Source organism: Pedobacter sp. CG_S7 (assembly GCF_040544395.1).
Classification (GTDB): domain Bacteria; phylum Bacteroidota; class Bacteroidia; order Sphingobacteriales; family Sphingobacteriaceae; genus Pedobacter.
On the sequence record NZ_JBEONS010000014.1, the window covers coordinates 26,105 to 47,705 of the forward strand.

At 37.3% G+C, this 21,601-nt stretch carries 21 protein-coding genes, 1 tRNA gene and 1 other RNA gene; 7 read left to right on the forward strand and 16 right to left on the reverse strand.

Annotated elements, in window-relative coordinates; genetic code table 11:
• Positions 1-174: 174 nt before the first annotated feature.
• The 6 genes from AAKU52_RS09330 to AAKU52_RS09355 form a co-directional block, all read right to left on the reverse strand.
• A complete protein-coding gene (locus AAKU52_RS09330; RefSeq protein ID WP_354332636.1) occupies positions 175-600 on the reverse strand; it encodes a nucleotidyl transferase AbiEii/AbiGii toxin family protein in 426 nt (141 codons plus the stop codon).
• A 69-nt stretch (positions 601-669) separates the two neighbouring features.
• On the reverse strand, positions 670-987 hold the full coding sequence (locus AAKU52_RS09335) for a DUF6922 domain-containing protein (protein ID WP_354332638.1): 318 nt from the start codon (positions 985-987) through the stop codon (positions 670-672).
• A gap of 503 nt (positions 988-1,490) precedes the next feature.
• On the reverse strand, positions 1,491-1,925 hold the full coding sequence (locus AAKU52_RS09340) for a hypothetical protein (RefSeq protein WP_354332640.1): 435 nt from the start codon (positions 1,923-1,925) through the stop codon (positions 1,491-1,493).
• Between the two features lie 81 nt (positions 1,926-2,006).
• Positions 2,007-2,372: a transfer-messenger RNA gene (gene ssrA, locus AAKU52_RS09345) on the reverse strand.
• 61 nt (positions 2,373-2,433) lie between these two features.
• Positions 2,434-3,636 carry a pyridoxal phosphate-dependent aminotransferase gene (locus AAKU52_RS09350; RefSeq protein ID WP_354332642.1) on the reverse strand — a complete coding sequence of 401 codons (1,203 nt, stop codon included), beginning with the start codon at positions 3,634-3,636 and terminating at the stop codon, positions 2,434-2,436.
• A gap of 63 nt (positions 3,637-3,699) precedes the next feature.
• Positions 3,700-4,086, reverse strand: coding sequence for a DUF1573 domain-containing protein (locus AAKU52_RS09355; protein WP_354332644.1), 387 nt, complete (start codon positions 4,084-4,086; stop codon positions 3,700-3,702).
• A gap of 130 nt (positions 4,087-4,216) precedes the next feature.
• Between AAKU52_RS09355 and AAKU52_RS09360 the strand changes: the two genes are divergently transcribed.
• A complete protein-coding gene (locus AAKU52_RS09360) occupies positions 4,217-6,640 on the forward strand; it encodes an alpha-ketoacid dehydrogenase subunit alpha/beta (RefSeq protein ID WP_354332646.1) in 2,424 nt (807 codons plus the stop codon).
• 356 nt (positions 6,641-6,996) lie between these two features.
• Here AAKU52_RS09360 and aroC read toward each other — a convergent pair whose 3' ends face one another.
• From aroC to AAKU52_RS09390, 6 genes are all read right to left on the reverse strand, one after another.
• Positions 6,997-8,088 (reverse strand): chorismate synthase, encoded by a 1,092-nt coding sequence (gene aroC, locus AAKU52_RS09365; RefSeq protein WP_354332648.1) that lies wholly within the window; start codon positions 8,086-8,088, stop codon positions 6,997-6,999.
• Positions 8,089-8,115: 27 nt separating this feature from the next.
• On the reverse strand, positions 8,116-9,372 hold the full coding sequence (locus AAKU52_RS09370) for a 3-phosphoshikimate 1-carboxyvinyltransferase (protein WP_354332650.1): 1,257 nt from the start codon (positions 9,370-9,372) through the stop codon (positions 8,116-8,118).
• A 66-nt stretch (positions 9,373-9,438) separates the two neighbouring features.
• Positions 9,439-10,566 (reverse strand): chorismate mutase, encoded by a 1,128-nt coding sequence (locus AAKU52_RS09375; protein WP_354332652.1) that lies wholly within the window; start codon positions 10,564-10,566, stop codon positions 9,439-9,441.
• A gap of 36 nt (positions 10,567-10,602) precedes the next feature.
• Complete coding sequence (locus AAKU52_RS09380; protein ID WP_354332654.1) at positions 10,603-11,436, reverse strand: prephenate dehydratase; 834 nt, start codon at positions 11,434-11,436, stop codon at positions 10,603-10,605.
• 294 nt (positions 11,437-11,730) lie between these two features.
• Complete coding sequence (gene aroB, locus AAKU52_RS09385) at positions 11,731-12,798, reverse strand: 3-dehydroquinate synthase (protein ID WP_354332657.1); 1,068 nt, start codon at positions 12,796-12,798, stop codon at positions 11,731-11,733.
• Positions 12,798-13,004 (reverse strand): RNA-binding S4 domain-containing protein, encoded by a 207-nt coding sequence (locus tag AAKU52_RS09390; protein ID WP_354332659.1) that lies wholly within the window; start codon positions 13,002-13,004, stop codon positions 12,798-12,800. Before AAKU52_RS09390 ends, aroB begins: the two co-directional genes overlap by 1 nt.
• 105 nt (positions 13,005-13,109) lie before the next feature.
• On the opposite strand from AAKU52_RS09390, the gene AAKU52_RS09395 reads away from it, so the two are divergent.
• Positions 13,110-14,294 (forward strand): proline dehydrogenase family protein, encoded by a 1,185-nt coding sequence (locus tag AAKU52_RS09395; protein WP_354332661.1) that lies wholly within the window; start codon positions 13,110-13,112, stop codon positions 14,292-14,294.
• Positions 14,295-14,360: 66 nt separating this feature from the next.
• Here AAKU52_RS09395 and AAKU52_RS09400 read toward each other — a convergent pair whose 3' ends face one another.
• The 3 genes from AAKU52_RS09400 to AAKU52_RS09410 all read right to left on the reverse strand — a co-directional run bounded on the left by AAKU52_RS09400 (position 14,361) and on the right by AAKU52_RS09410 (position 16,923).
• Positions 14,361-15,869, reverse strand: a complete 1,509-nt coding sequence (locus AAKU52_RS09400; RefSeq protein ID WP_354332663.1) for a catalase — start codon at positions 15,867-15,869, stop codon at positions 14,361-14,363.
• An 89-nt stretch (positions 15,870-15,958) separates the two neighbouring features.
• Positions 15,959-16,285, reverse strand: a complete 327-nt coding sequence (locus AAKU52_RS09405; protein WP_354332665.1) for an Mpo1-like protein — start codon at positions 16,283-16,285, stop codon at positions 15,959-15,961.
• 2 nt (positions 16,286-16,287) lie between these two features.
• Positions 16,288-16,923 carry an HAD family hydrolase gene (locus AAKU52_RS09410; protein WP_354332666.1) on the reverse strand — a complete coding sequence of 212 codons (636 nt, stop codon included), beginning with the start codon at positions 16,921-16,923 and terminating at the stop codon, positions 16,288-16,290.
• Between the two features lie 66 nt (positions 16,924-16,989).
• Here AAKU52_RS09410 and AAKU52_RS09415 point away from each other — a divergent pair.
• From AAKU52_RS09415 to AAKU52_RS09430, 4 genes are all read left to right on the forward strand, one after another.
• Positions 16,990-17,063, forward strand: a tRNA-Ile gene (locus AAKU52_RS09415).
• Between the two features lie 185 nt (positions 17,064-17,248).
• Complete coding sequence (locus AAKU52_RS09420) at positions 17,249-17,476, forward strand: hypothetical protein (protein WP_354332668.1); 228 nt, start codon at positions 17,249-17,251, stop codon at positions 17,474-17,476.
• A 99-nt stretch (positions 17,477-17,575) separates the two neighbouring features.
• Positions 17,576-17,941, forward strand: a complete 366-nt coding sequence (locus tag AAKU52_RS09425; RefSeq protein WP_354332764.1) for a phage integrase SAM-like domain-containing protein — start codon at positions 17,576-17,578, stop codon at positions 17,939-17,941.
• A gap of 79 nt (positions 17,942-18,020) precedes the next feature.
• Positions 18,021-18,539: a site-specific integrase gene (locus AAKU52_RS09430; RefSeq protein WP_354332670.1), complete on the forward strand. Its 519-nt coding sequence runs from the start codon at positions 18,021-18,023 to the stop codon at positions 18,537-18,539.
• Between the two features lie 278 nt (positions 18,540-18,817).
• Here AAKU52_RS09430 and AAKU52_RS09435 read toward each other — a convergent pair whose 3' ends face one another.
• Positions 18,818-19,267, reverse strand: coding sequence for a Fur family transcriptional regulator (locus AAKU52_RS09435; protein WP_354332673.1), 450 nt, complete (start codon positions 19,265-19,267; stop codon positions 18,818-18,820).
• 116 nt (positions 19,268-19,383) lie between these two features.
• Between AAKU52_RS09435 and AAKU52_RS09440 the strand changes: the two genes are divergently transcribed.
• On the forward strand, positions 19,384-21,588 hold the full coding sequence (locus AAKU52_RS09440) for a peptidase domain-containing ABC transporter (protein ID WP_354332674.1): 2,205 nt from the start codon (positions 19,384-19,386) through the stop codon (positions 21,586-21,588).
• Positions 21,589-21,601: the final 13 nt, after the last annotated feature.

Sequence of the window (21,601 nt, forward strand, 5' to 3'; positions counted from 1 at the left end):
CCGAATCAATTTATTTAGAATATGAAACTTATGATTATCATTATTAAACTCGCTTTTTTTGTTTAAACTCGAGCATATTGGAAGGAATCAGCATCAAAATAGTTATGTATTTACTTTATTTGAAGTTTTTTTTGAAAGTTCTCCATTTATTAGGTAGCTTTTCCATCATATCGATTAAAAGTCTTTGTAGGATGCAATGTCATTTCCCCCAATCTCTGCTCGATAGCTTTCCACTTTATGATAATCCAAGGCTTTAATCACCATAGCAGGGTTTCTAGAGGAGTATTTTTCTTCATAAGCATCTACCATTTGCGATAGGGTTAACGAGGAAGAAAGATAAGCAATGTCAATAAAGTCTTTTAATCTCGTACCATTGACGGAAATAGCATTAAGTTTCATTGCTGCAATATCATCAGGAGAAGCCATTCGCACGCCATCAAAATATAACAATGGTTTAACCAAAGGATAACTGTGTGTAATCAAGTCTACTTTAATGCCGTCAATTTCTCCCTTAAGGGTATTTTTAGATTGATAATCCAGCTGAAATTTATACCTCTTTTCCAAATCAGATAACATCTGGTTCTCATCAAATGAAACCAATCTGCAAAGCCAATCCTGTTCCGCCGACCAGGAAAAAATCCTTCAACAATTCATCATTCATTAAAGTCTTTAGGAGTCCCAGTGTAGATTCAATGACTGTTTCTTTTCGTAGCATTTCATTGAAGTTAAGGGTATATTAAACTGATGGCTTACAAAGCTCATGTCCTTGTCATTCAAGTAAGCCAGCTCTTTAATGGCTAGCTTTATCTCACCAATTCCATATTTGTTTAATATAAAATACCAGTCATTTGGCCATCCTCGTTCAATTACCCTTTGAACAACTATATTGCGCATTCCCTTAAAATCAAAATTAATGAGGTTAAATTCCCAAAGCAATTTAGGATTAAGGGTTGCATCAGGAAAATTTTTACAGTCATCAAAATACATAATCTTTCTTCGCTACGCTGTTAGTCAAAAATACAAAATATCCATGTTAAAGGCGATAAAAACATAAAGAATCAGGGGAATCCGTAGATTGATTTAGTTAATTTAATTGGTTTAGTGGAGCCGAAAAGTTTAGAGCCCTTGTTCACCAATAACATTTTTTAGATGAAAGCTAATGAAGCTTTTGATACTATTTACGGGGTTTTTTGGTAAAATAACTGAACAAAGAAATCAAAATGTGATCAATTTTTAAGTGAGCGAGATTACTTTAAAACAAAACAAAATACATTTGCTATCTTTCAATAATTAAAATTCATAACGTTAGCCATTAATAATCATTTGTCACAAAAAATAATCGTTTTTTAGGAAAGAACTGGTCCTGAAGAGGGATATATTGTTGGCTATGCTGCTTTAATTAGTTTCTATAATTTAAAAATATCATTGCTGACAGATTAGCCTTGTTAAGGTCAGAAGCATAAGCAATATGAAACGGAATAATAGGTCAGTTAATCCCTCATGAGATAGAAGGTGTTATACGTTAACTCCTCATCAAAAAGTTCAAAAAACAGATTTTGCAATTTATGAACATATTGTAGGTTTTTAAAATCTCCTGAATCGTCATTTGCTGGCACTTGTTTATAGCAATCATAATAATCATCTTCTTCAACATAATATAAAAAGAAATTGAAATCAGCATGCTGAAAGTACCCGCCACCATTGTCTTTAAAGCCTAATTTGTTCACTAACCAATCAGCGTTCAACGGGATAGGATTAACCTCATCATGACTACACTCCATCATTTGAAGCGAATCTTTGCTACTCTTGTAAGAGATCCTATTGTCTGGTAGGATGCCAAGTACTTCGCAAGGATTGGCGATATCATTTAAAATTTCACCGTTAGGAAATAAATAATTACCAATCCTTAGTTCGTTTACATTCATATTTATTTGTTATTATTAAAATATAGCTCATCTGCGTTAAAACAACAACAGGTCGGCAATTTTATGTCTTGCCGACCTGTTTAGTGGAGCCGAAGGGTTTCGAACCCTTGTCCAGTTGTGTGATAAATTATGCTTTCTTCATGCTTATTTTCCAATCAATTGTAGGGATCAGACGGGCTGGAAACCGACCTTATCATTCTCCTTAGGTGCTTTATCTCGCAGCTGCATCACACCATACAGTTGCCAGCGTCATTATTTCGATGCCCCGGTTTCTAACCTAATAACGCAGCAGTTAGAGGGACAAAAGCTATCTAATTCTAAATTAGGCAGCTAAGGCGTAGTTATTTTCGCCAACTATAGTGTGAACGTTCTCTTTAAAGTGCTCGCCGTACAACGCACTGCATGCTTACATACGTAGCTCCACCCTGTCAAATCCAAGACGGCCCCAAACATTGTTAACTTATTGATTAACTACTTCAATACAGTCAACAATGCAAAAGTACTAAAATTATGCCAAAGTTCTACCAGGATATTGTTTTAAAGCAATATCCAGACAGTCCATAGCCTTGTTTAAGTCTGCTGTATTTAATACATAGGCCATTCTGACCTCATTTTTGCCAGATCCAGGTGTAGAATAAAAACCTGTTGCAGGTGCCATCATGACAGTTTGTCCTTCGTGGTCGAAACTTTCTAACATCCACTGACAAAATACATCTGCATCATCAATAGGGAATTGTGCTACTACATAAAAGGCGCCACCAGGGTTCGGACAAAAAACACCTTCCATAGCATTTAATCTGCCTACCAGCGTATCTCTTCTTAAAGTATATTCCTTGTTTACTTCTTCAAAATAACTGTCTGGCGTATCTACTGCTGCGGTTCCAGCAATTTGTTCCACCATCCCCGGGCTCAACCTTGCCTGGGCAAACTTTAATCCTGATTTGATAACTTCCTTGTTTTTAGTAATGATGCAGCCTAGTCTAGCTCCACAAGCACTGTATCTTTTCGAAACCGTATCTAAGAGCACTACATTCTCGTCCAGTCCATCCAAGTGCATGGGCGATATAAACTCGCGGCCATCATAACAGAATTCGCGGTAAGCTTCATCAGAAAATAAGAACAAATCATATTTCAGGCACAATGCCTTCAGTGCATCCAATTCTTCTCTGGAGTATAAATAACCAGTAGGATTGTTGGGGTTACAGATAATGATAGCCTTTGTTTTTGCAGTTATTACTTTTTCAAATTCTGCTATTGGAGGCAAGGCAAAGCCATTTTCAATATACGAAAGAATAGGCTTTACAACCACATTACTCATACAAGCAAAACCATTGTAATTGGCGTAGAATGGTTCAGGAATAATAATTTCATCACCTTCATTTACACAAGTTTGCATGGCAATGGTAATGGCCTCAGAACCACCAACAGTAACCAAAATATCTTTTGGTGTAATGTTGTAACCTAATTTATTATAATATTCAGTCAATTTGGTTCTATAACTCAAAGTGCCTTCAGATGGGGTGTAAGCCCAAACTTTAAAATCGATGTTTTTAATGGCATTCAACATCCCTTCGGGAGTAGCAATGTCAGGCTGACCAATATTTAAATGGTATACTTTTTTACCTTGTAATTTTGCCTTATCGGCATAGGGAGTCAGTTTTCTTATAGGAGAGGCAGGCATTTGCAGCCCCTTTTGGGATATGTTTGGCATATGGTGTAAAAATAAAAAAAACCTCGTTGATTAACGAGGTTTTAATTGAAATATCTATTAAAATTAGTTGCTATTTACAGTTTCTCCTTTGATGTATAAAACTTTTGTAGGTGTTTTTGAATTCGAAGTTAAAGTAATGATCTTGCTGAATGGCAATGCTGTACCTGTTGGGGTAAAGGTTACTTTTACTACTCCGGTTTCCCCTTTTTTAACAGGTGTTTTTGTGTATTCAGAAACAGTACAACCACAAGTTGATTCTACATTTGATATTATTAAAGGTGTATCACCTATATTTGTAAACTTAAATTCTACTGTAGAAGGTTTGTTTGACGGAATTTTACCGAAGTTATGGATTTCTTTCTCAAACTTAAATTCTGCTGGAGTGCTTTGTGCTTTACTTGTTACGGCTATACCTAAAATGAGAGAAAATAGTATAATTAGTTTTTTCATATCCTATGTGTTTTGAACAAATTTAATGTTTAAATTATCATTACAAAAAGTATTCCACTATATAAATTACAAAAGTTCATTAACCCGGACTTTATAAATTGCTTATCTTTGCACCGAAATAAAAATGCTTATGACTCCGAATACTAAACTTACAAAGAATCCTATTGAAGCTTCAGAGTTAAGTTTTGAAGATTTCAAAACCATTGTTATTCAAGATTATAAAATTGCCTTCGAAAGTAGACAGGCGAGTTTATTAGGCCGTAAAGAGGTGTTAACCGGTAAGGCTAAGTTTGGTATTTTTGGCGACGGAAAAGAGTTGCCCCAAATAGCAATGGCTAAAGCATTTAAAAATGGCGACTGGCGTTCAGGTTATTACCGCGATCAAACTTTTGCTTTTGCAACCGGCATTTGTACCATTAAAGAATTCTTTGCCCAATTATATGCTAATCCAAGTTTAGAAGCTGAACCTGCTTCTGCCGGCAGACAAATGAACTGCCATTTTGCAACAAGGTCGATCAATGAAGATGGTAGCTGGAAAGATTTAACAGCAATGAAAAATTCTTCTGCTGATGTTGCCCCCACAGGTGCCCAAATGGCACGCTTGGTGGGTTTAGCTTATGCTTCCAAACTATTCAGACAAAATAAGGAGCTTGATTATTTAAAGAATTTCTCTGTTAATGGAAATGAGGTTGCTTTTGGTACCATCGGTAATGCCTCTACTTCTGAAGGGGTATTTTTTGAAGCAATCAATGCTGCGGGTGTTTTACAGGTACCCATGGCCATATCAATCTGGGATGATGCTTATGGTATTTCTGTACCGGCAAAATATCAAACCACAAAAGAAGACATTTCTGAAATATTAAAAGGTTTCCAAAGGGATGAACAAGCGGCTGGCTACGAGATTTTTAAGGTAAGAGGATGGGATTATCCCGGTCTTTGCGAAACTTATCAAAAAGCTATCGAGATTTGCAGAACTGAACATGTGCCTGTACTTATTCATGTTACCGAAGTAACACAGCCACAGGGCCACTCTACTTCTGGTTCGCATGAGCGCTATAAAGATAAAGCGCGCCTGGAATGGGAAAAGGAATACGATTGCTTAACCCAAATGCGAAAATGGATGCTGCAATCGGCCATCATTACGGAAGAAGAAATTGTTATCATAGAAAATGAAGCTAGAAAATTAGTTCGGGAAGCGCAAAAAGAAGCCTGGAATGAATTCCTTAGTTCTATGAAAAACGAAAAGGACCATGTGATCACGTTAATTTCTGCGATGAAAAATGGTAATGAACAGCTGCATAAAATGGTGAACCAGCTTGCTGGTGCTCCAGATGCTTTGCGTAAGGAAGTGATTTCTACTGCGAGAAAAGCTTTAAGGGTAACTTTAAATGTAGCTTCTCCAGAAAGAATCAACTTGTTGAATTGGTACAATGATCAAAAAGGGCTAAATGAGGATCGTTACAATTCTAAACTTTTTACAGACGGCAATGAGAGTCCTTTTCTAGTTAACCATGTTCCTGTTGTTTATACAGAACAAAGTAGGATGGTTGATGGCAGAGAAATCCTAAATGCTTGTTTCGATCGTAATTTCTCCAGAGACCCCCGTTTGGTAGCTTTTGGTGAAGATCTTGGAAGTATTGGTGATGTTAACCAGGGTTTCGCTGGTTTACAAGCTAAATATGGTGAATTAAGAATTACAGATACTGGCATTAGAGAAATGACTATCGTTGGACAAGGAATCGGTTTGGCCTTGAGGGGTTTAAGGCCTATTGCTGAAATTCAATACCTCGATTACCTGTTATTTGCAATAAATATATTGAGTGATGACCTGGCAAGTTTATCTTACCGCACAAAAGCGGGTCAAAAAGCACCGGTCATCATCAGAACCCGCGGTCACCGCTTAGAAGGCGTTTGGCATTCAGGTTCTCCAATGTCTATGATATTAGGTTCCTTACGTGGTCTTCACATCTGTGTGCCGCGTAATATGACCCAGGCGGCGGGTATGTACAACACGTTGTTTAGGTCTGATGAGCCTGCCTTAGTCATAGAATGTTTAAATGGCTACCGTTTAAAAGAAAAATTGCCCGAAAATGTTGGAGAATTTACCGTGCCATTGGGGCAGGCAGAAATCATTAAACAGGGTACTGATATGACTATCGTTTCTTATGGTTCCACATTAAGGATTATTGAAGAAGCGGCAGAAGAACTACTGGAAATGGGTATTTCTGTTGAAATTATTGATCCTCAAACTTTATTGCCTTTCGATATAAATAAGGTCTGTGCTAAATCTCTTGAAAAAACAAATAAACTACTGGTCATTGATGAAGATGTACCGGGTGGGGGTACTGCTTATATCTCCCAGCAGATTCTAGAAGAACAAGGTGGTTATTACCTGCTGGATGCTCAGCCAAAAACACTCTCTGCTAAAGCTCACCGCACGCCTTATGGTTCTGATGGTGATTATTTTACAAAACCTTCTGTTGATGATGTAGTAGAAATGGTTTATCAAATGATGCACGACCATAACGCAGTAAAATATCCAGCCATTTTTTAATAGATTTTGGTGAATGAATAATGCCTGTCTCATTAAACATGATGACAGGCTTTTTTGTGCCTAAATTTTCCAGTTGTGTCTCACTTATATTGGACTAATAATAGCCATACTATTGGCAGGTCCTTTAGAGGTCATTTAGACCTACCAACGACCTACCAACGACCTCGCAAGGACCTGCCAACGACCTGCCAATTATTTCCGGTATTTATGACGTTTTCAAGGCCTTTTACTGTCATCGGGATTCCTAATCATCAATGGCTATTCTTCAAAAAAACAGGCGCAAAAAAAAAGGCACGTCATCTTGTGAATGACATGCCTTTTTTTGATGATATAATTAAGGTTAAAACGAATTCAAATTAACTCAATTTATTGGTTTTGCTTCTCAGCAGTTGATCCGCAAGTACAAGTGCTGCCATTGCTTCCACAATAACAACTGCCCTAGGGACAACACATGGATCATGACGGCCTTTTCCTTTAATTTCTGCTGCTTCACCTGCTGCATTTACCGTTTTCTGGTTATGCATTATAGTGGCCACAGGCTTAAAGGCAACCGTGAAATTGATTTCCATTCCATTAGAAATGCCGCCTTGTATACCGCCAGAAAAGTTGGTTAAAGTTTTTGGGCTATCGGCACTGGGTAAAAAGATGTCGTTATGTTCTGATCCTTTCATTTCACTTCCCGTAAAACCAGAACCATATTCAAAGCCATGAACCGCATTGATGCTGAGCATAGCTTTTCCTAAATCTGCATGCAATTTATCAAAAACTGGCTCTCCTAAACCCGGGGGGCAGTTTTTGATCATACAGCTTATTTTCCCACCTATGGTGTCGCCATCCTTACGGATCTCATCTATGCATTCGATCATTTGTTTCGCTGTAGCCGGATCTGCACACCTTACAATGTTGGCTTCTCTTAATTCCAACAATTCTGCATGACTTAAAGCCTCCAAATTTGGGGCATTAATTTTACCTACAGCAGATACATGGGCGAAAACTTCAATGCCTTCGTGTTTCAACAACAACTTCGCGATTGCACCTGCGGCAACCCTTGCAGCAGTTTCCCGTGCAGAAGAACGTCCGCCACCTCTATGGTCTCTAATGCCATATTTAGCATCATAGGTATAATCGGCATGAGATGGCCTGTAAATATCCTTATTGTGTTCGTAATCTTTTGAGCGGTGGTCTTCGTTAGGAATTAACAAAGCGATAGGCGTACCCGTGCTTTTTCCCTCAAAAATACCGGAGAGCACCTGTACGGTGTCACTTTCTTTTCTTTGGGTAGTAATGCGCGATTGACCAGGTTTTCTTTTGTCTAATTCTGATTGAATATATTCCAGATCTATAGGTAATTGTGCAGGACATCCATCAATGATAACGCCAATGGCAGGACCATGAGATTCCCCAAAAGTGGTTATTTTAAACAATTGCCCAAATGTATTTCCAGCCATAATTTTTTAATGAGGTATTGCTACCAGTTAAATTTCTTTTACAGTAAAACCAGCTTTTTGTAAATCTAACCAAAAGTCAGGATAAGATTTCTCCACCACATGCAGGTCTTCAATTTCCACTTCGGCAATCAACAGACTCAACGGCGCAAAGGCCATAGCCATTCTGTGGTCATCGTAAGTTTTGAAAGACACCCTTGCCGGGAAATTAAGGTTTTCGCAAGCTAAGGTATAAACTTCATTAGCCTCCAACAAGGCCACCCCAATTTTAGCCAATTCATTTTGTAACGCTTTTATCCTGTCGGTTTCCTTAATTTTTAAGGTCTCCAGGCCAGTAAAGGCAAGGTTTAATCCTTTTGCTGCGGCTGCTACAATAATTGTTTGCGCTAAATCCGGACAATCCTTTAAATTTAAAACTTCCTGCTGCTGACTGTTTTCCAGTGTTTTAGTCAGTTGAAAACCGTTACCTTTCCGTATAGTTTTAACACCCAGTGGCAACATAATTTCGTGAATGCGGCTATCACCCTGTAAGCTAGTTTCTTTAAGGTTTGGCAAGGTTATGGTTGCTAGATCAGCTAAACTGGCAATGCTGTACCAATAGGAAGCAGCACTCCAATCGGGTTCTACCGTAAGTACGCTTTCGGTATGTTTTTGAGGCGCTATGGTAATGGTATTGTCTAGCCATACGTGTTTAATGCCTGTTTCTTCCAGCATTTTTAAGGTCATGTCTACATAGGGTTTTGAAGTTAAAGGACCTTCAATTTCCAGCGACAAGCCCATTGGCAGGGTTGGGGCAATGATGAGTAATGCAGAAAGGTATTGGCTGCTTATATCTCCTCTTATTTTAATGTTTCTGGTGCTTTGAATTAAAGGACCTGTAATTAATAATGGGGGATAGCCTTCAATGGAATCATACTTAATTACCGCACCAAGACTAGTTAAAGCAGCTGCCAATAATTTAATGGGCCGCTCTTTCATCCTTTTAGAGCCGGTTAATAAAAACTGACCATCAATGGTACTTAGGTATGCTGTTAAAAAACGCATTGCTGTGCCGGCATGGCCTACATCGATATGCTGTAATTGATCATCCCTGTTAACTAATTGGGTTAATATGTTGTTTAATACAACCGTATCATCGGCGTCTGATAAATTATCAACCTTAACAAGTCCTTTGCTCAGCGCTGAGGTTACCAAAGCCCTGTTGCTCTCACTTTTAGAACCTGTAAGGTTGATTTCAGCATTGATCTCTTTATTTTTAGGGAAAGAAACAATTGCGTTTTTTTTCATCGGTATATTTATGTTTTTAACGGTCATGAAACCATCATGAGCTTATACAATACTATTTAGAAAATATTATTTAGCAGATGCCTCTTCTATATTTGAAAGCTCTTCTCCAAGATTCATAATCTCTGTTTGTTTTCTGATAGATTCGTTATGAATTAACTCCAGAAATTTCTCTGTAAAATTAAGGTCTAATTTAACTGCTTTAGCAAATGCAGATCTTTTATTGATAATCTCATCCCAACGGTTTACCTGTAAAATGGTTACATTGTTATCTCTTTTGTATTCGCCGATTTTTTCAATGATGGCCATTCTTTCACCAAGTTTCTGGATCATTAAGTCATCAATTTTGTCGATCTGTTTTCTTAGGTCGGCCAATTTATCAACAAACTCTTCGTTTTTTGATTCTGGTTTACGCAGACTGAATCTTTCTACAATTTCTGCCAATGCAGCTGGTGTTACTTGTTGTTTAGCATCAGTCCATGCTACAGAAGGATCAATATGAGATTCGATCATTAAGCCCTGCATGTCAAGATCTAAAGCTTTTTGAGAGATGTAAGGTATCAATTCACGGTTTCCACAAATATGGCTCGGATCGTTAATGATAGGCAATTCAGGACAAAGCGTTTTTAATTGTATGGCCAGTTCCCACATTGGTTCATTTCTGAAAGCACTTTTCTCATAAGAAGAGAAGCCTCTGTGTATTGCACCAAGTTTAGTGATACCGGCATTGTTAATTCTTTCTAATGCGCCAATCCATAAAGACAAATCAGGATTTACCGGATTTTTAACCAATACAGGAATGTCAACACCTTTTAAAACGTCAGCAATTTCCTGAACAGTAAAAGGGTTTGCCGTAGATCTGGCACCAATCCAAAGAATATCTACACCAGAAGCTAATGCTTCTTCCACATGCTTTGCTGTAGCAACTTCAACTGCAGTAGGTAAGCCAGTTTCTTGTTTTGCTTTTTTAAGCCATTCCAGTCCTATACTTCCTATGCCTTCAAATTCTCCCGGACGGGTACGTGGTTTCCATATTCCAGCTCTTAAAACTGATACTTTTCCAGTTGCAGCTAATAAATGAGCTGTTGCTAATAGTTGTTCTTCCGTTTCTGCACTACAAGGACCAGAGATAATTAATGGTTCATTTTTAATGTTTACCCAGCTACTTAATGGCTGAATGTTTAAATTTAATTTCATTGTGTAAGGATTTTATAGTTTATGTTTTAATTTTTTTTATACTTTATCGTTCTTAATGTACTCGCCCATAATATTGAAGTTGACGGTATATTTTAGTGCTTTGCGAACTACGGTATCGTAGTTATCCATGTTGATCCACTCAATATCTATATAGAAATAATAATCATTTCTTTTTCCTAAAACAGGCATAGACTGTATTTTGGTGAGGTTAACATTATTGTCGGCGAAAATGTTAAGTACTTTAGATAAGGCACCGACACGATTACTTACCTGGAAACAAATGGATGCTTTATTAATTGTTTTATCATCTTCTGATTTATCATTTTTTAAGATGAGGAATCGGGTATAATTCTTTTTATTAGATTCAATTCTTCTTTCAATAATATTCAGGCCGTATAATTCTGCAGCAAGAGCATTGGCAATGGCTACGGTATCTGTTAAACCCTCGTCTCTTATTTTTTTTGCACAAGCCGCGGTATCGCTACTTTCTACCACTTTAAGGTGAGGGTATTCGTCAAAGAAATCAATACACTGGCGAATAGCAATAGGATGGGAGGTTACAAATTTCACCTCTTCAAATTTCACCCCAGGCAATGCCATCAGATGTAATTGTATTGGCAGGTACACTTCACCGGTAATTGCGAAATTGTAATCCCTGATTAAGGTATAATTGGGAAGCAGACTACCGGCAATAGAATTTTCTATAGCCATGACCACAAAATCTGCATCTTTTTTTTCCAGCACTTCGCATGTCTCTTTAAAGGAGTTACATTCGATGGTATGGATGTCTGTGCCGAAAAATTTAAATGCAGCCTCCTCGTGGAATGATGCTTTGATACCTTGAATTGCTACCCTTATTTCTTTCTTCATTTTTTTTTAAAACAAAAAAAGTCCCGGTGTTAGCCGGGACTTTTCATATACAGTTATATTTTATTTTAATTGCATATTAGCCCCGGCTTTTACTAAAATAGTAAAAGTAACCAAACCAATATGTAGTAACGTTTCTCATTTTTTGTTTTTATTGCAGTCGAATGAACGACTATTATCTTTTTGTTGAGCCAAATGTACAAACAAAATTTAATTTGTCAATACTTAATTTAAAAAAATTATTTATTGTGTAATCTATTTCGATATAGTGATGGCAAAATTTTAGCTGTATGCTCTTTATGCTTTATAGCTTGTAATGTAATAATTAATGCTTTCGCGGATATCTTTTTCGGTAACCTTACAATTAAATTCACAATGGCCGATACAATTTAATAAGGAGAAAAGAATTTCGCCATGCTCGTTCTTTTTGTCACTTTTCATTAATCTTAACAAATCTTTAATACTTTTTGGGTCAATAATGTATTTCGGATATACACTGCAGAAGTAAGTTTTGATGTCTTCCAGTTCTTCTAGCGGGAGTTTATTGTGACGATATGATAAGAAAGCTTCGCAAACCATTCCAATAGCAATAGCTTCACCATGAGTAAGTGGCTTTTTACTATTATTTAAGGCATAACTTTCTATAGCATGGCCAATGGTATGGCCGAAATTTAAAATCTTTCTAACATTTTTTTCATAAGGATCTGCTGTTACTACCTTGTTTTTTATAGCTACAGAACGGTAAACCGCTACTATATCAGGATGCTTATAGTCGCTCTCTTTGAGCGATTGGTAATAATCTTTATCGGCAATTAAGCCATGTTTGATCATTTCGGCGAAGCCGGATAATAATTCTCTTTCAGGCAGGGTTTTTAAAAATTCACCTTCAATAAATACAGCTTTAGGTAAAGTAAAAGTACCTACCATATTTTTAACATTATCGATGTCAATGCCGGTTTTGCCACCCACAGAAGCATCAACTTGTGAAAGCAGGGTAGTAGGGATGTTGATAAAATCAATACCCCGTTTATATGTTGAGGCAATAAAGCCACCCATGTCTGTAATTACACCACCACCTAAATTGATCATCAGGCATTTGCGGTCAGCATCAAAATCCAATAACGTTTTCCAGATACCGATGCAGAAATCAATGTTTTTATTTTCTTCACCTGGGTCGGTTTCAATTAAGTCGAAGTCGCTGTAATTATTGAGCATTTTCCTAAAAATAGGCAAACAGAACTCGCCAGTATGGCGGTCAACAAAAACAAAAACTTTACTATAAGCTCCTTTTTCTATCAAATTCATTAAAGACGCCAGGCGCGTTTCAAAATGAAGGGTATTTCCGGTACTTTCCAAATTCGCCATTATATAACTTTTATAGCTTGTCCCATAAAATTGATTTCATCGCCAACACGAACTTTTAAACGTTTGCGATAGTCAACTTTGCCATTATACTTTACCAATCCATCTTCCACAACAGATTGTGCTTCGCCACCACTTTGCACAAGGGCCGTAGCTTTTAATAATTGGATTAAGGGGATAAATTCGCCTTCTAGTTTAAATTCTATCATTGTGAAGCAAAATTACAATTTTTAAATAAATACCGACTCTTTTTTACAAAGGTATAACTATTGATTTTATATTTTTGCAGCAACATAACTTAGAAAACTTCATAAATGGAAATCTCCCCCAGAAAAAGGTTGAATTTCGAAAACACAGAAATTGCTTTTCGAAATAAATCAAACGCTGATTTAAATAGCGCATATTATCTTTATAAAGTGATCAGCAGTAATTTTCTTGTTAAAGTTGGGCCCCCTGTAACTAACTTTTTTTTGACTATTGGTTTACCTCTAAAATCTATTATAAAAGCAACCATATTTAAGCAGTTTTGTGGTGGCGAAACCATTGCCGAATGCGAAAACACCATTAAACAACTTGCTCTAGGTAAGGTTGGGACTATTCTAGATTACTCTGTTGAAGGAGAAGAGGAAGAGGCTGTTTTTGATTTTACTAGTGAAGAAATTATACGGACAATTAACAGAGCCGAAGGTGACTCCCGTATTCCGATTACGGTGTTTAAAATTACGGGTATTGGTCGTTTTGCCCTATTGCAAAAACTGGATGCAAAAGAAGCACTTACTGAAGCAGAATTTGCGGAGTTTGCAAAAGTTAGGCAGCGTTGTAAAAAGATTTGTCAGGTTGCTTTTGATAAGAATGTTCCCATCATGATTGATGCTGAAGAAAGCTGGATACAGCATACTATTGATGAGCTGGCGCTTGATATGATGCGTTTATTTAACAGAGAGAAGTTATTGGTTTACAATACTTACCAGATGTATCGCCATGATAAACTGGCAGATATGAAAGCAGACCATCTCATTGCAAGGGAAACTGGCTTTATACTTGGCGTAAAAATGGTGAGGGGTGCTTACATGGAAAAAGAGCGAAAACGAGCAGAAGAAATGGATTATCCGTCGCCAATACAATTAGATAAAAAGGCTACTGATTTAGATTACAATAATTCTTTGGTGTATTGTGTAGAAAATATGGAACAACTTGGTTTTGTTTCTGGTACACATAATGAAGAAAGCTGTAAGGTCCTTGCCCAACTTTTAGACGATCATCAAATTCCGCACAATCATCCTCATGTTTATTTTGCACAATTATTGGGTATGAGTGATAATTTAAGCTTTAACCTTTCTGATTCAGCTTATAATGTGGCTAAATATGTGCCATACGGTCCCGTTAAGGCAGTGTTGCCTTATTTATTTAGGAGAGCGCAAGAAAACACTTCTATTGCCGGACAAACCAGCAGGGAGCTTAATTTAATTGAAAAAGAGAAAGCCCGCAGAAAGCATTAAGGAAAACATTGTAAAAAAAGGGCATCACGAATAATTCATGATGCCCTTTTTTTGATTAACCTATTTTTAACTGTGTTGCAAAGGCATGGCTTGTTCTACATCAACACCAAGTCCTTTGGCTACCGACATACCTAGCTGAATATCTGCTCTAAAGAAATGACAAAGTTGAAGGTTGATTATCTGTAATCTTTTAGGGCCATTAATTCCACTCATTGCACCAACAATATTGTTAACTAAATGAATACGGTCTTCTGGGCTCAGGGCTTTCCTGTAAAGATCACCTGCCTGGGTATAATGATCGTTATCACCGGGACCTTCATTTCTATCGTACCAGTCTGCCACATTAGATTCTAATTCCCAGGCTGGTTCTTTATAACTTGGATCGGGCAATACATCACCATAACTATTTGGAAAATAATTTGGATCACTATTCCCATTGTCATCAACGCGCATTTGACCATCTCGGTGATAATTGTTGACCATAAAAGGACAAGCATTGACAGGGATTTGTTGAAAATTAACACCCAAACGATGTCTTTGTGCATCTGCATAAGATAGAATACGACCTTGAAGCATTTTATCTGGAGAAAAACCTACCCCATCAATTAAATTCGAAGGAGCAAAGGCTGCCTGTTCAACTTGAGCGAAGTAATTATTTGGGATCTGGTTAAGTTCCAGTTCACCAACTTCAATTAAAGGAAATTCTCCCTGTGGCCATATCTTGGTTAAGTCGAAAGGATTCCACCTAAAGGTTTTAGCTTCTTCTTCAGTCATTACCTGGATTTTTAAAGTCCACTTAGGGAATTCGCCTCTGTCGATGGCTTCCACAAGATCTCTTTGAGAGTGGTCCATATCAGCGTTACGCATTTCGTTTGCTTCTGGCCCGGTCATGTTTTTAATCCCCTGCTGGGTTTTAAAATGGAATTTAACCCATACTCTTTGGTTTTCGTGATCAATGAAAGAGTAGGTATGGCTACCGAAACCATCCATGTGGCGGTAGGAATAAGGAGTACCTCTGTCGGTCATTAAAATCATTACCTGATGCAAACTTTCCGGGTTTAAGGACCAGAAGTCCCACATCATGTTTGCGCTTTTCAGATTAGTTCTCGGATCACGCTTTTGGGTATGGATAAAATCACTAAACTTTTTAGGGTCTTTGACGAAGAACACGGGTGTATTGTTTCCTACAAGATCCCAGTTACCATCTTCGGTGTAAAATTTAATTGCAAAACCACGCGGATCTCTTTCTGAATCGGCACTACCTTTTTCGCCCCCAACGGTGGAGAACCTTAAGAACACTTTGCAGGCATTGCCAATTTTAGAAAATATTTTAGCCTTGGTATATTTTGTAATGTCGTGAGTTACTTTGAAAGTTCCATAGGCACCTGTGCCTTTGGCATGAACCACACGTTCTGGAATACGTTCCCGATTGAAGTGTGCCATTTTTTCGTGTAACACAAAGTCCTGCAAAAGTAGGGGACCCCTGCTGCCAACAGATTGTGTGTTTTCATGTTCAGCATAAGGCCTGCCTGAAGCAGTCGTTAATTTCCGGGTTGGTTTATTGTCGTCTTCCATAATGATCTGATTATTTATTTCTATAAAATTACATAATAGGAGGAGTTTAATAAAACTGTTATTTTCTATAAGCAGATAGATAAATTCTATTAGTCCTTTTCATTTAAATTGAAGGCTTGTTTACCCGAAAGAAGGTCCCAGAATAAAATAAAATCACTTGCCAGGCTAAAAAGAGGATATTTAAAAGTTGCTGGTTTGTTTCTTTCAAAAAAGTAATGGCCTACCCAGGCGAATCCATAACCGACAAAAGGTATGGCAATCAAAAACTGAAAGTTGTGAAAGAGCATCGCAGTAATAAAGAGCAATATAACCAATCCTGTGCCAATAAAATGAAGAATTCTGCTAGTTAAATTTCTGTGCTCGCTGAGGTAAAAGGGGTAAAACTCTTTTAAAGATTTAAATTTTTGTTCGGTCATGCTTATAAAATATGGTGCTTTATTAAAAATGCTTCTAGGTTTTTAGGATTTTCATCCATCAAAAGGGTGTTTAATCCTACTTTTTTTGCGCCTTCGAGGTGTTGTGGGCTGTCGTCTATGAACAGTGTTTCCTCTGGATTAATGTTATTTTCTCTCATCACCTGCTCGAATATTTCTACATTGGGTTTGCGCAGGAACAAGTGTTGTGAGAAATAGGCTCTTTCAAACAAGTGATCCATGCCATCCATGTGGTGTTCTTTTTTTAAATAATCCATGATGTAATCGTAATGGATCTCATTGCTGTTGCTCAGTAAGAATGTACGGTATTTTTCTTTAACTTTCAGGAGTAAATCGTGAATATTTGGTGGCACTCCTATTAATAAACTATTCCACGCGGCGTTGATTTCTTCGTCTGATAGGGTTTGATTTTTTGCTGCATTTCTAATTTCCGCTCTAAATTGATCGGGAGTGATGCTGGCCGTCTCCAAATCATTAAATATATTATTGTGTTTTTTATGAGAGAAAAAGTCCTGAATGTCTGTTATACCAAGTTGGTGTAAAGCGTCTTGTGCTTTTTTAAAGTCTATTTCGAAGATGACATTACCGTAGTCAAAAATAAGATTTTTAATTTTTTTCATTAAAAGTGTTTTAAAATTCGATGTAAATATGTAACATTGCAATCGCAAAATCAAACAGATTTTTCGGGGCCTATAGCTCAGTTGGTTAGAGTAGAAGACTCATAATCTTTTGGTCGCTGGTTCGAGCCCAGCTGGGCCCACAAAATCAAAAACCGCCTCAAAAGTAATTTTGATGCGGTTTTATTCGTTTTTTTGAGCCGATTTCTGTCTGCGAAACTCCCATTTGCAGTCGTCTTTTGGGCTCGATTTACATAATTTTTCGTTAAACTTTACGCAAAATCGTAACAAATAGGTAACGGAGATTTTGCGTGCTAAAAGAAAAATTATGGCAACCGTAAGCGCAAAGGTTTATGAACACCACAAAAAAGCAGATGGCACCTACAACGTAAAAATTTATGTCCATCACAAAGACCAGAGAAAGTCTTTTGACACCGATCATTATCTCGTCAAAAAGCAATTAACAGCTAAATTCAATATCAATGATATATTTATCGCCGATCTGGTTGATGAAGATCTAAGAGACTACCGGAAAGTAATCAGCGAACTGAGTTAAAAGCTGGACTTCTTTTCTGCAGAATCACTTAGGGATTATCTGCGGGATAAGGATAGCGACATTGATTTTTTTAAATTCAGCAAAACCTATATTGAGCAGCTGAGAAAGGAAAAACGTAACGGAACAGCCGATAACCATCGTACGGTGCTGAATAGCTTGATTGATTATTTCAAACGAGATGGTGTATCAATCAATGAGATTAACTCTAATATGCTGGTTAGCTATGAACGGTTTCTGAGGACCGAACGAACCATGATCCGTTTAAACCAGGACGAAAAAGAAGTTAAGACCATTAAAAAAGGACTATCAGACAGCGGACTTCACAACCACATGCGTGATTTACGCACAATGTTTAATGCTGCCTGCAATCTTCATAATAATGAAGACTTGGGCGTCTATAAGATCAAACACTACTCGTTTAAAAAATACAAGGTTGGCTCTCCCCAATTAAAAAAAAAGAAATAATACCATTGAGCAAGTCCGTATTATAAGGGATTGCGAAACCGAACCAGGTAGCCGTGCAGAGCTGGCTAAAGAGCTTTATATGCTTTCGTTCTATTTATGCGGGATGAACGCAGTCGATTTCTATCAACTAACCCGAAAAGGTATTAGGAATGGCCATATTGATTACAACCGATCCAAAACAGAAGGAAGGAGAAAAGATAATGCATTTATCAGTATCAAGATCATTGAAGAAGCTAGACCATTATTAGAAAAATATATAGAAAAGTTATCTGCCCGTTATTCTGCTTACGATGGACTGGATACCGCATTGAGTATGGGCATGAAGCAGCTACGTAAATTAACTAATATTCCCGATATCACATTTTACTGGGCCCGACACACCTTTGCTACCATTGCACGTAACTCCTGCCGCATGAGCAAGGATGATGTGGCTTTGGCATTAAACCATGTGGATGACGAACACCGCACAACGGACATCTACATTGCTAATGAATGGGGTATTGTTGATGAAGTACAACTAAAAGTACTGACAATATTAAGAAAGCTGGATAAAAAAATGTTGATCAAATTAAAAGAACGAATCACAAGAGCAGCTTAAAATCCAATTTCTGCAAGAGTTGAACTTTTAGCTCCTGCAGGATTATTCTGTCAATTAAAAATCTTAAATTTAAAATAACATGAAAAATTTAATTTAATTTTTCCTAACCTGCATTATCGGAACTGGGGCATTCCTGACTGGTACTACAATGGAAAATCCACTTCCTGCGTTCATTGTAGCTTTTGGAGTTTGGATTCTGTTTCTTTATCGAATCAGCAAGCGATAGTTATGGACTTTAAATTAGTGGCTTAATATTATTACATCCAATAATTCTATCACTATTTTTTATTCTTAATATATTCGTTTACCTTTAAAGTGCATTTCTCGCATACTCCGTACACTATAAAATTTACATTATGTGGAACATAGTTCACTGGCATAACTAAGTGAGGAATTTGCAGGGCTTCTAAACAATACATATTCAAACATGTAGTACAATTGAAATGAACGTGCTCATCATTGTGCGTATCTTCGCTACAGGATGAACTACACAATGCGTAATTCGCTGTGCCGTTAAGATCCAAAACTTTGTGAATGATTCCCTTTTCATCAAATTTAGTCAGAGTCCTATATAAAGTCACCCTATCAATTTCTCCCCCTATTAAGTTTTCAAGTTCTGGTTGAGAAATAGCACTTTCACGAGACCTTAAAATAGAAAGAACTTTCAGTCGTGGTTCCGTCTTACTCAATTTATACTTTCCTAGCAGTTCTGCCAACTCATTATCCATAGAACAAAATTAACGATTTATAGCATAAATAGGTGAAAATATTGTATTTGTCTTAAGTGACGAACAATCCAATGACCTTTTGATTAAAATATCAACAAAAATAGTAAATTGCAACTATGTTGCAATTTTTAAAGAATCCTCATAAATTCCCCTTTTTTAAGCAGTTAGACGCCATGGATTGCGGTCCAACCTGTCTAAAAATCATTTCAAAATATTACGGTAAAAATTTTTCCTTAAATCAGTTGCGTCGTTATTGCTTTATTAATAAACAGGGTGTCAGTTTTGCGGGGCTAAAAGAAGCCTCCGAAAAGCTTGGGTTCAAAGCGTTACCAGTTGAGTTGACTTTCGATGTATTAAAGGATAAGATTAACCTTCCGTGTATTTTGCATTGGCATAAAAGACACTTCGTTGTGATTTATCGAATAAACGGGGATAGAATCTATGTCGCAGACCCTGCAATTGGAAAGACAAGATACACAAAGGCAGAGTTTCTGAAATATTGGGAACTTACTTCCAGCTCATCAAAAGGAAGAGCAATTCTTTTAGAAACGACCGCCGCTTTTTTTGACCAGCACGAGTTTAAAGAGCCGAAAGAAAATCTTCTGATATTGTTAAAATTCGTTTTTCCATATAGAAGAAATTTATTAACGGTAGTTATCACGTTACTGATTGGAAGTTTACTTACGCTTTTACTCCCATTCCTTACCCAGAGCATTGTTGATAGGGGGATAAGTACAAAAGACCTATCGTTTCTTAAAATCATCGTGTCAGCACAGTTAGCATTGGTTGTTGGAAGAATCTTAATGGATCTGATTAGGGCAAGGATTTTGTTTCATCTGGGAACAAGGGTTAGCATAAAGGCGTTGTCAGATTTTCTGGGAAAACTGGTACGCCTGCCTATACCATTTTTTGGTACCAGAAGCCTTGGAGATAATATGCAGCGGATGCAGGATAATCAAAAAATAGAGCTCTTTCTTACAAGTTCTTTAGTGAATATGTTGCTTTCGGTTATCAGTATTCTGGTATTTGGAACAGTGTTGGCTTATTATAGCATATCTGTTTTTTTTGTTTTTTTGCTTGGAAGCATGTTCATGTTGTTATGGACTTTTTTCCATGCTGGTGAAAGAAAAATCCTTGATTACAAAACTTTCGTACACTCATCTGAAAGCCAATCTCAACTGATGGAGACGATTTCCGCAATTCAGGAAATTAAGCTTACCGATTGCGCAGAACAAAAAATCGGGCAATTTGAGCGTTTACAGGAAAACACTTATAAAATTAGGTTAGCTAGCTTAAAATTGGATCAACGGCTGCAAACTGGGAACCAGGTGCTTAATGAACTAAAAAACATCATTATTATTTACTTGGCAGCTTCCAAAGTGATTTCAGGAGAACTTACTCTAGGAATGATGCTATCTATATCCTACATATCCGGCCAGTTAAACTCCCCTATTTTGCAATTCTCTGAGTTCATACGAACCGCGCAAAATGCCATGTTTAGCCTGAAAAGGATGAACGAAGTATACGCTGAACCTGAAGAAGATGCAGAGGTAGAAAAACGGGAGAACTTCAGCCCAAGTCTGGCTTCCATAAAGCTTCACAAAATCTCCTTTCAATATGGAGATTCAGGATCACCCTTCATATTTAAGGATCTTTCTTTGGAAATCCCAGCAGGAAAGACAACTGCAATAGTGGGAATGAGCGGAAGCGGAAAGACGACTTTGATTAAATTGTTATTGAAATTTTATCACCCCGGAAAAGGCAACGTGTATTTGGGAGATGAAAATTTCAACCAAATACATGCCAACCAATGGCGAAAAATATGTGGCGTAGTAATGCAGGATGGACATGTTTTTGCCGATACCATCTCAAACAATATAACTATAGGAAATAAGATAATAGACTACGATAGGCTGAAATATGCAACTGAAATGGCCAACATTTCATCCTTTATCGATGAGCTACCTTTTGGCTTTGAAACAGTCGTAGGTAAAGATGGTCACGGAATGAGTGAAGGACAGATTCAACGATTATTGATTGCACGCCTGATCTACCGAAACCCCCAATATATCTTTCTAGACGAGGCCACTAATTCCCTAGATGCAAACAACGAAAAAGTAATCATTGAAAATCTACAGCATTTTTTCAAGGGTAAAACCGTTTTGGTTGTGGCCCACAGATTAAGCACTGTCAAAAATGCTGACCAAATAGTTGTATTGAATAAGGGCGTAATCCTTGAAAAAGGCAATCATCAAGAACTGATAATGAAAAAAGCGGCCTATTATAATTTGATCCGCAACCAGCTTGAATTAGGAAAATAAGCACCAATAATTT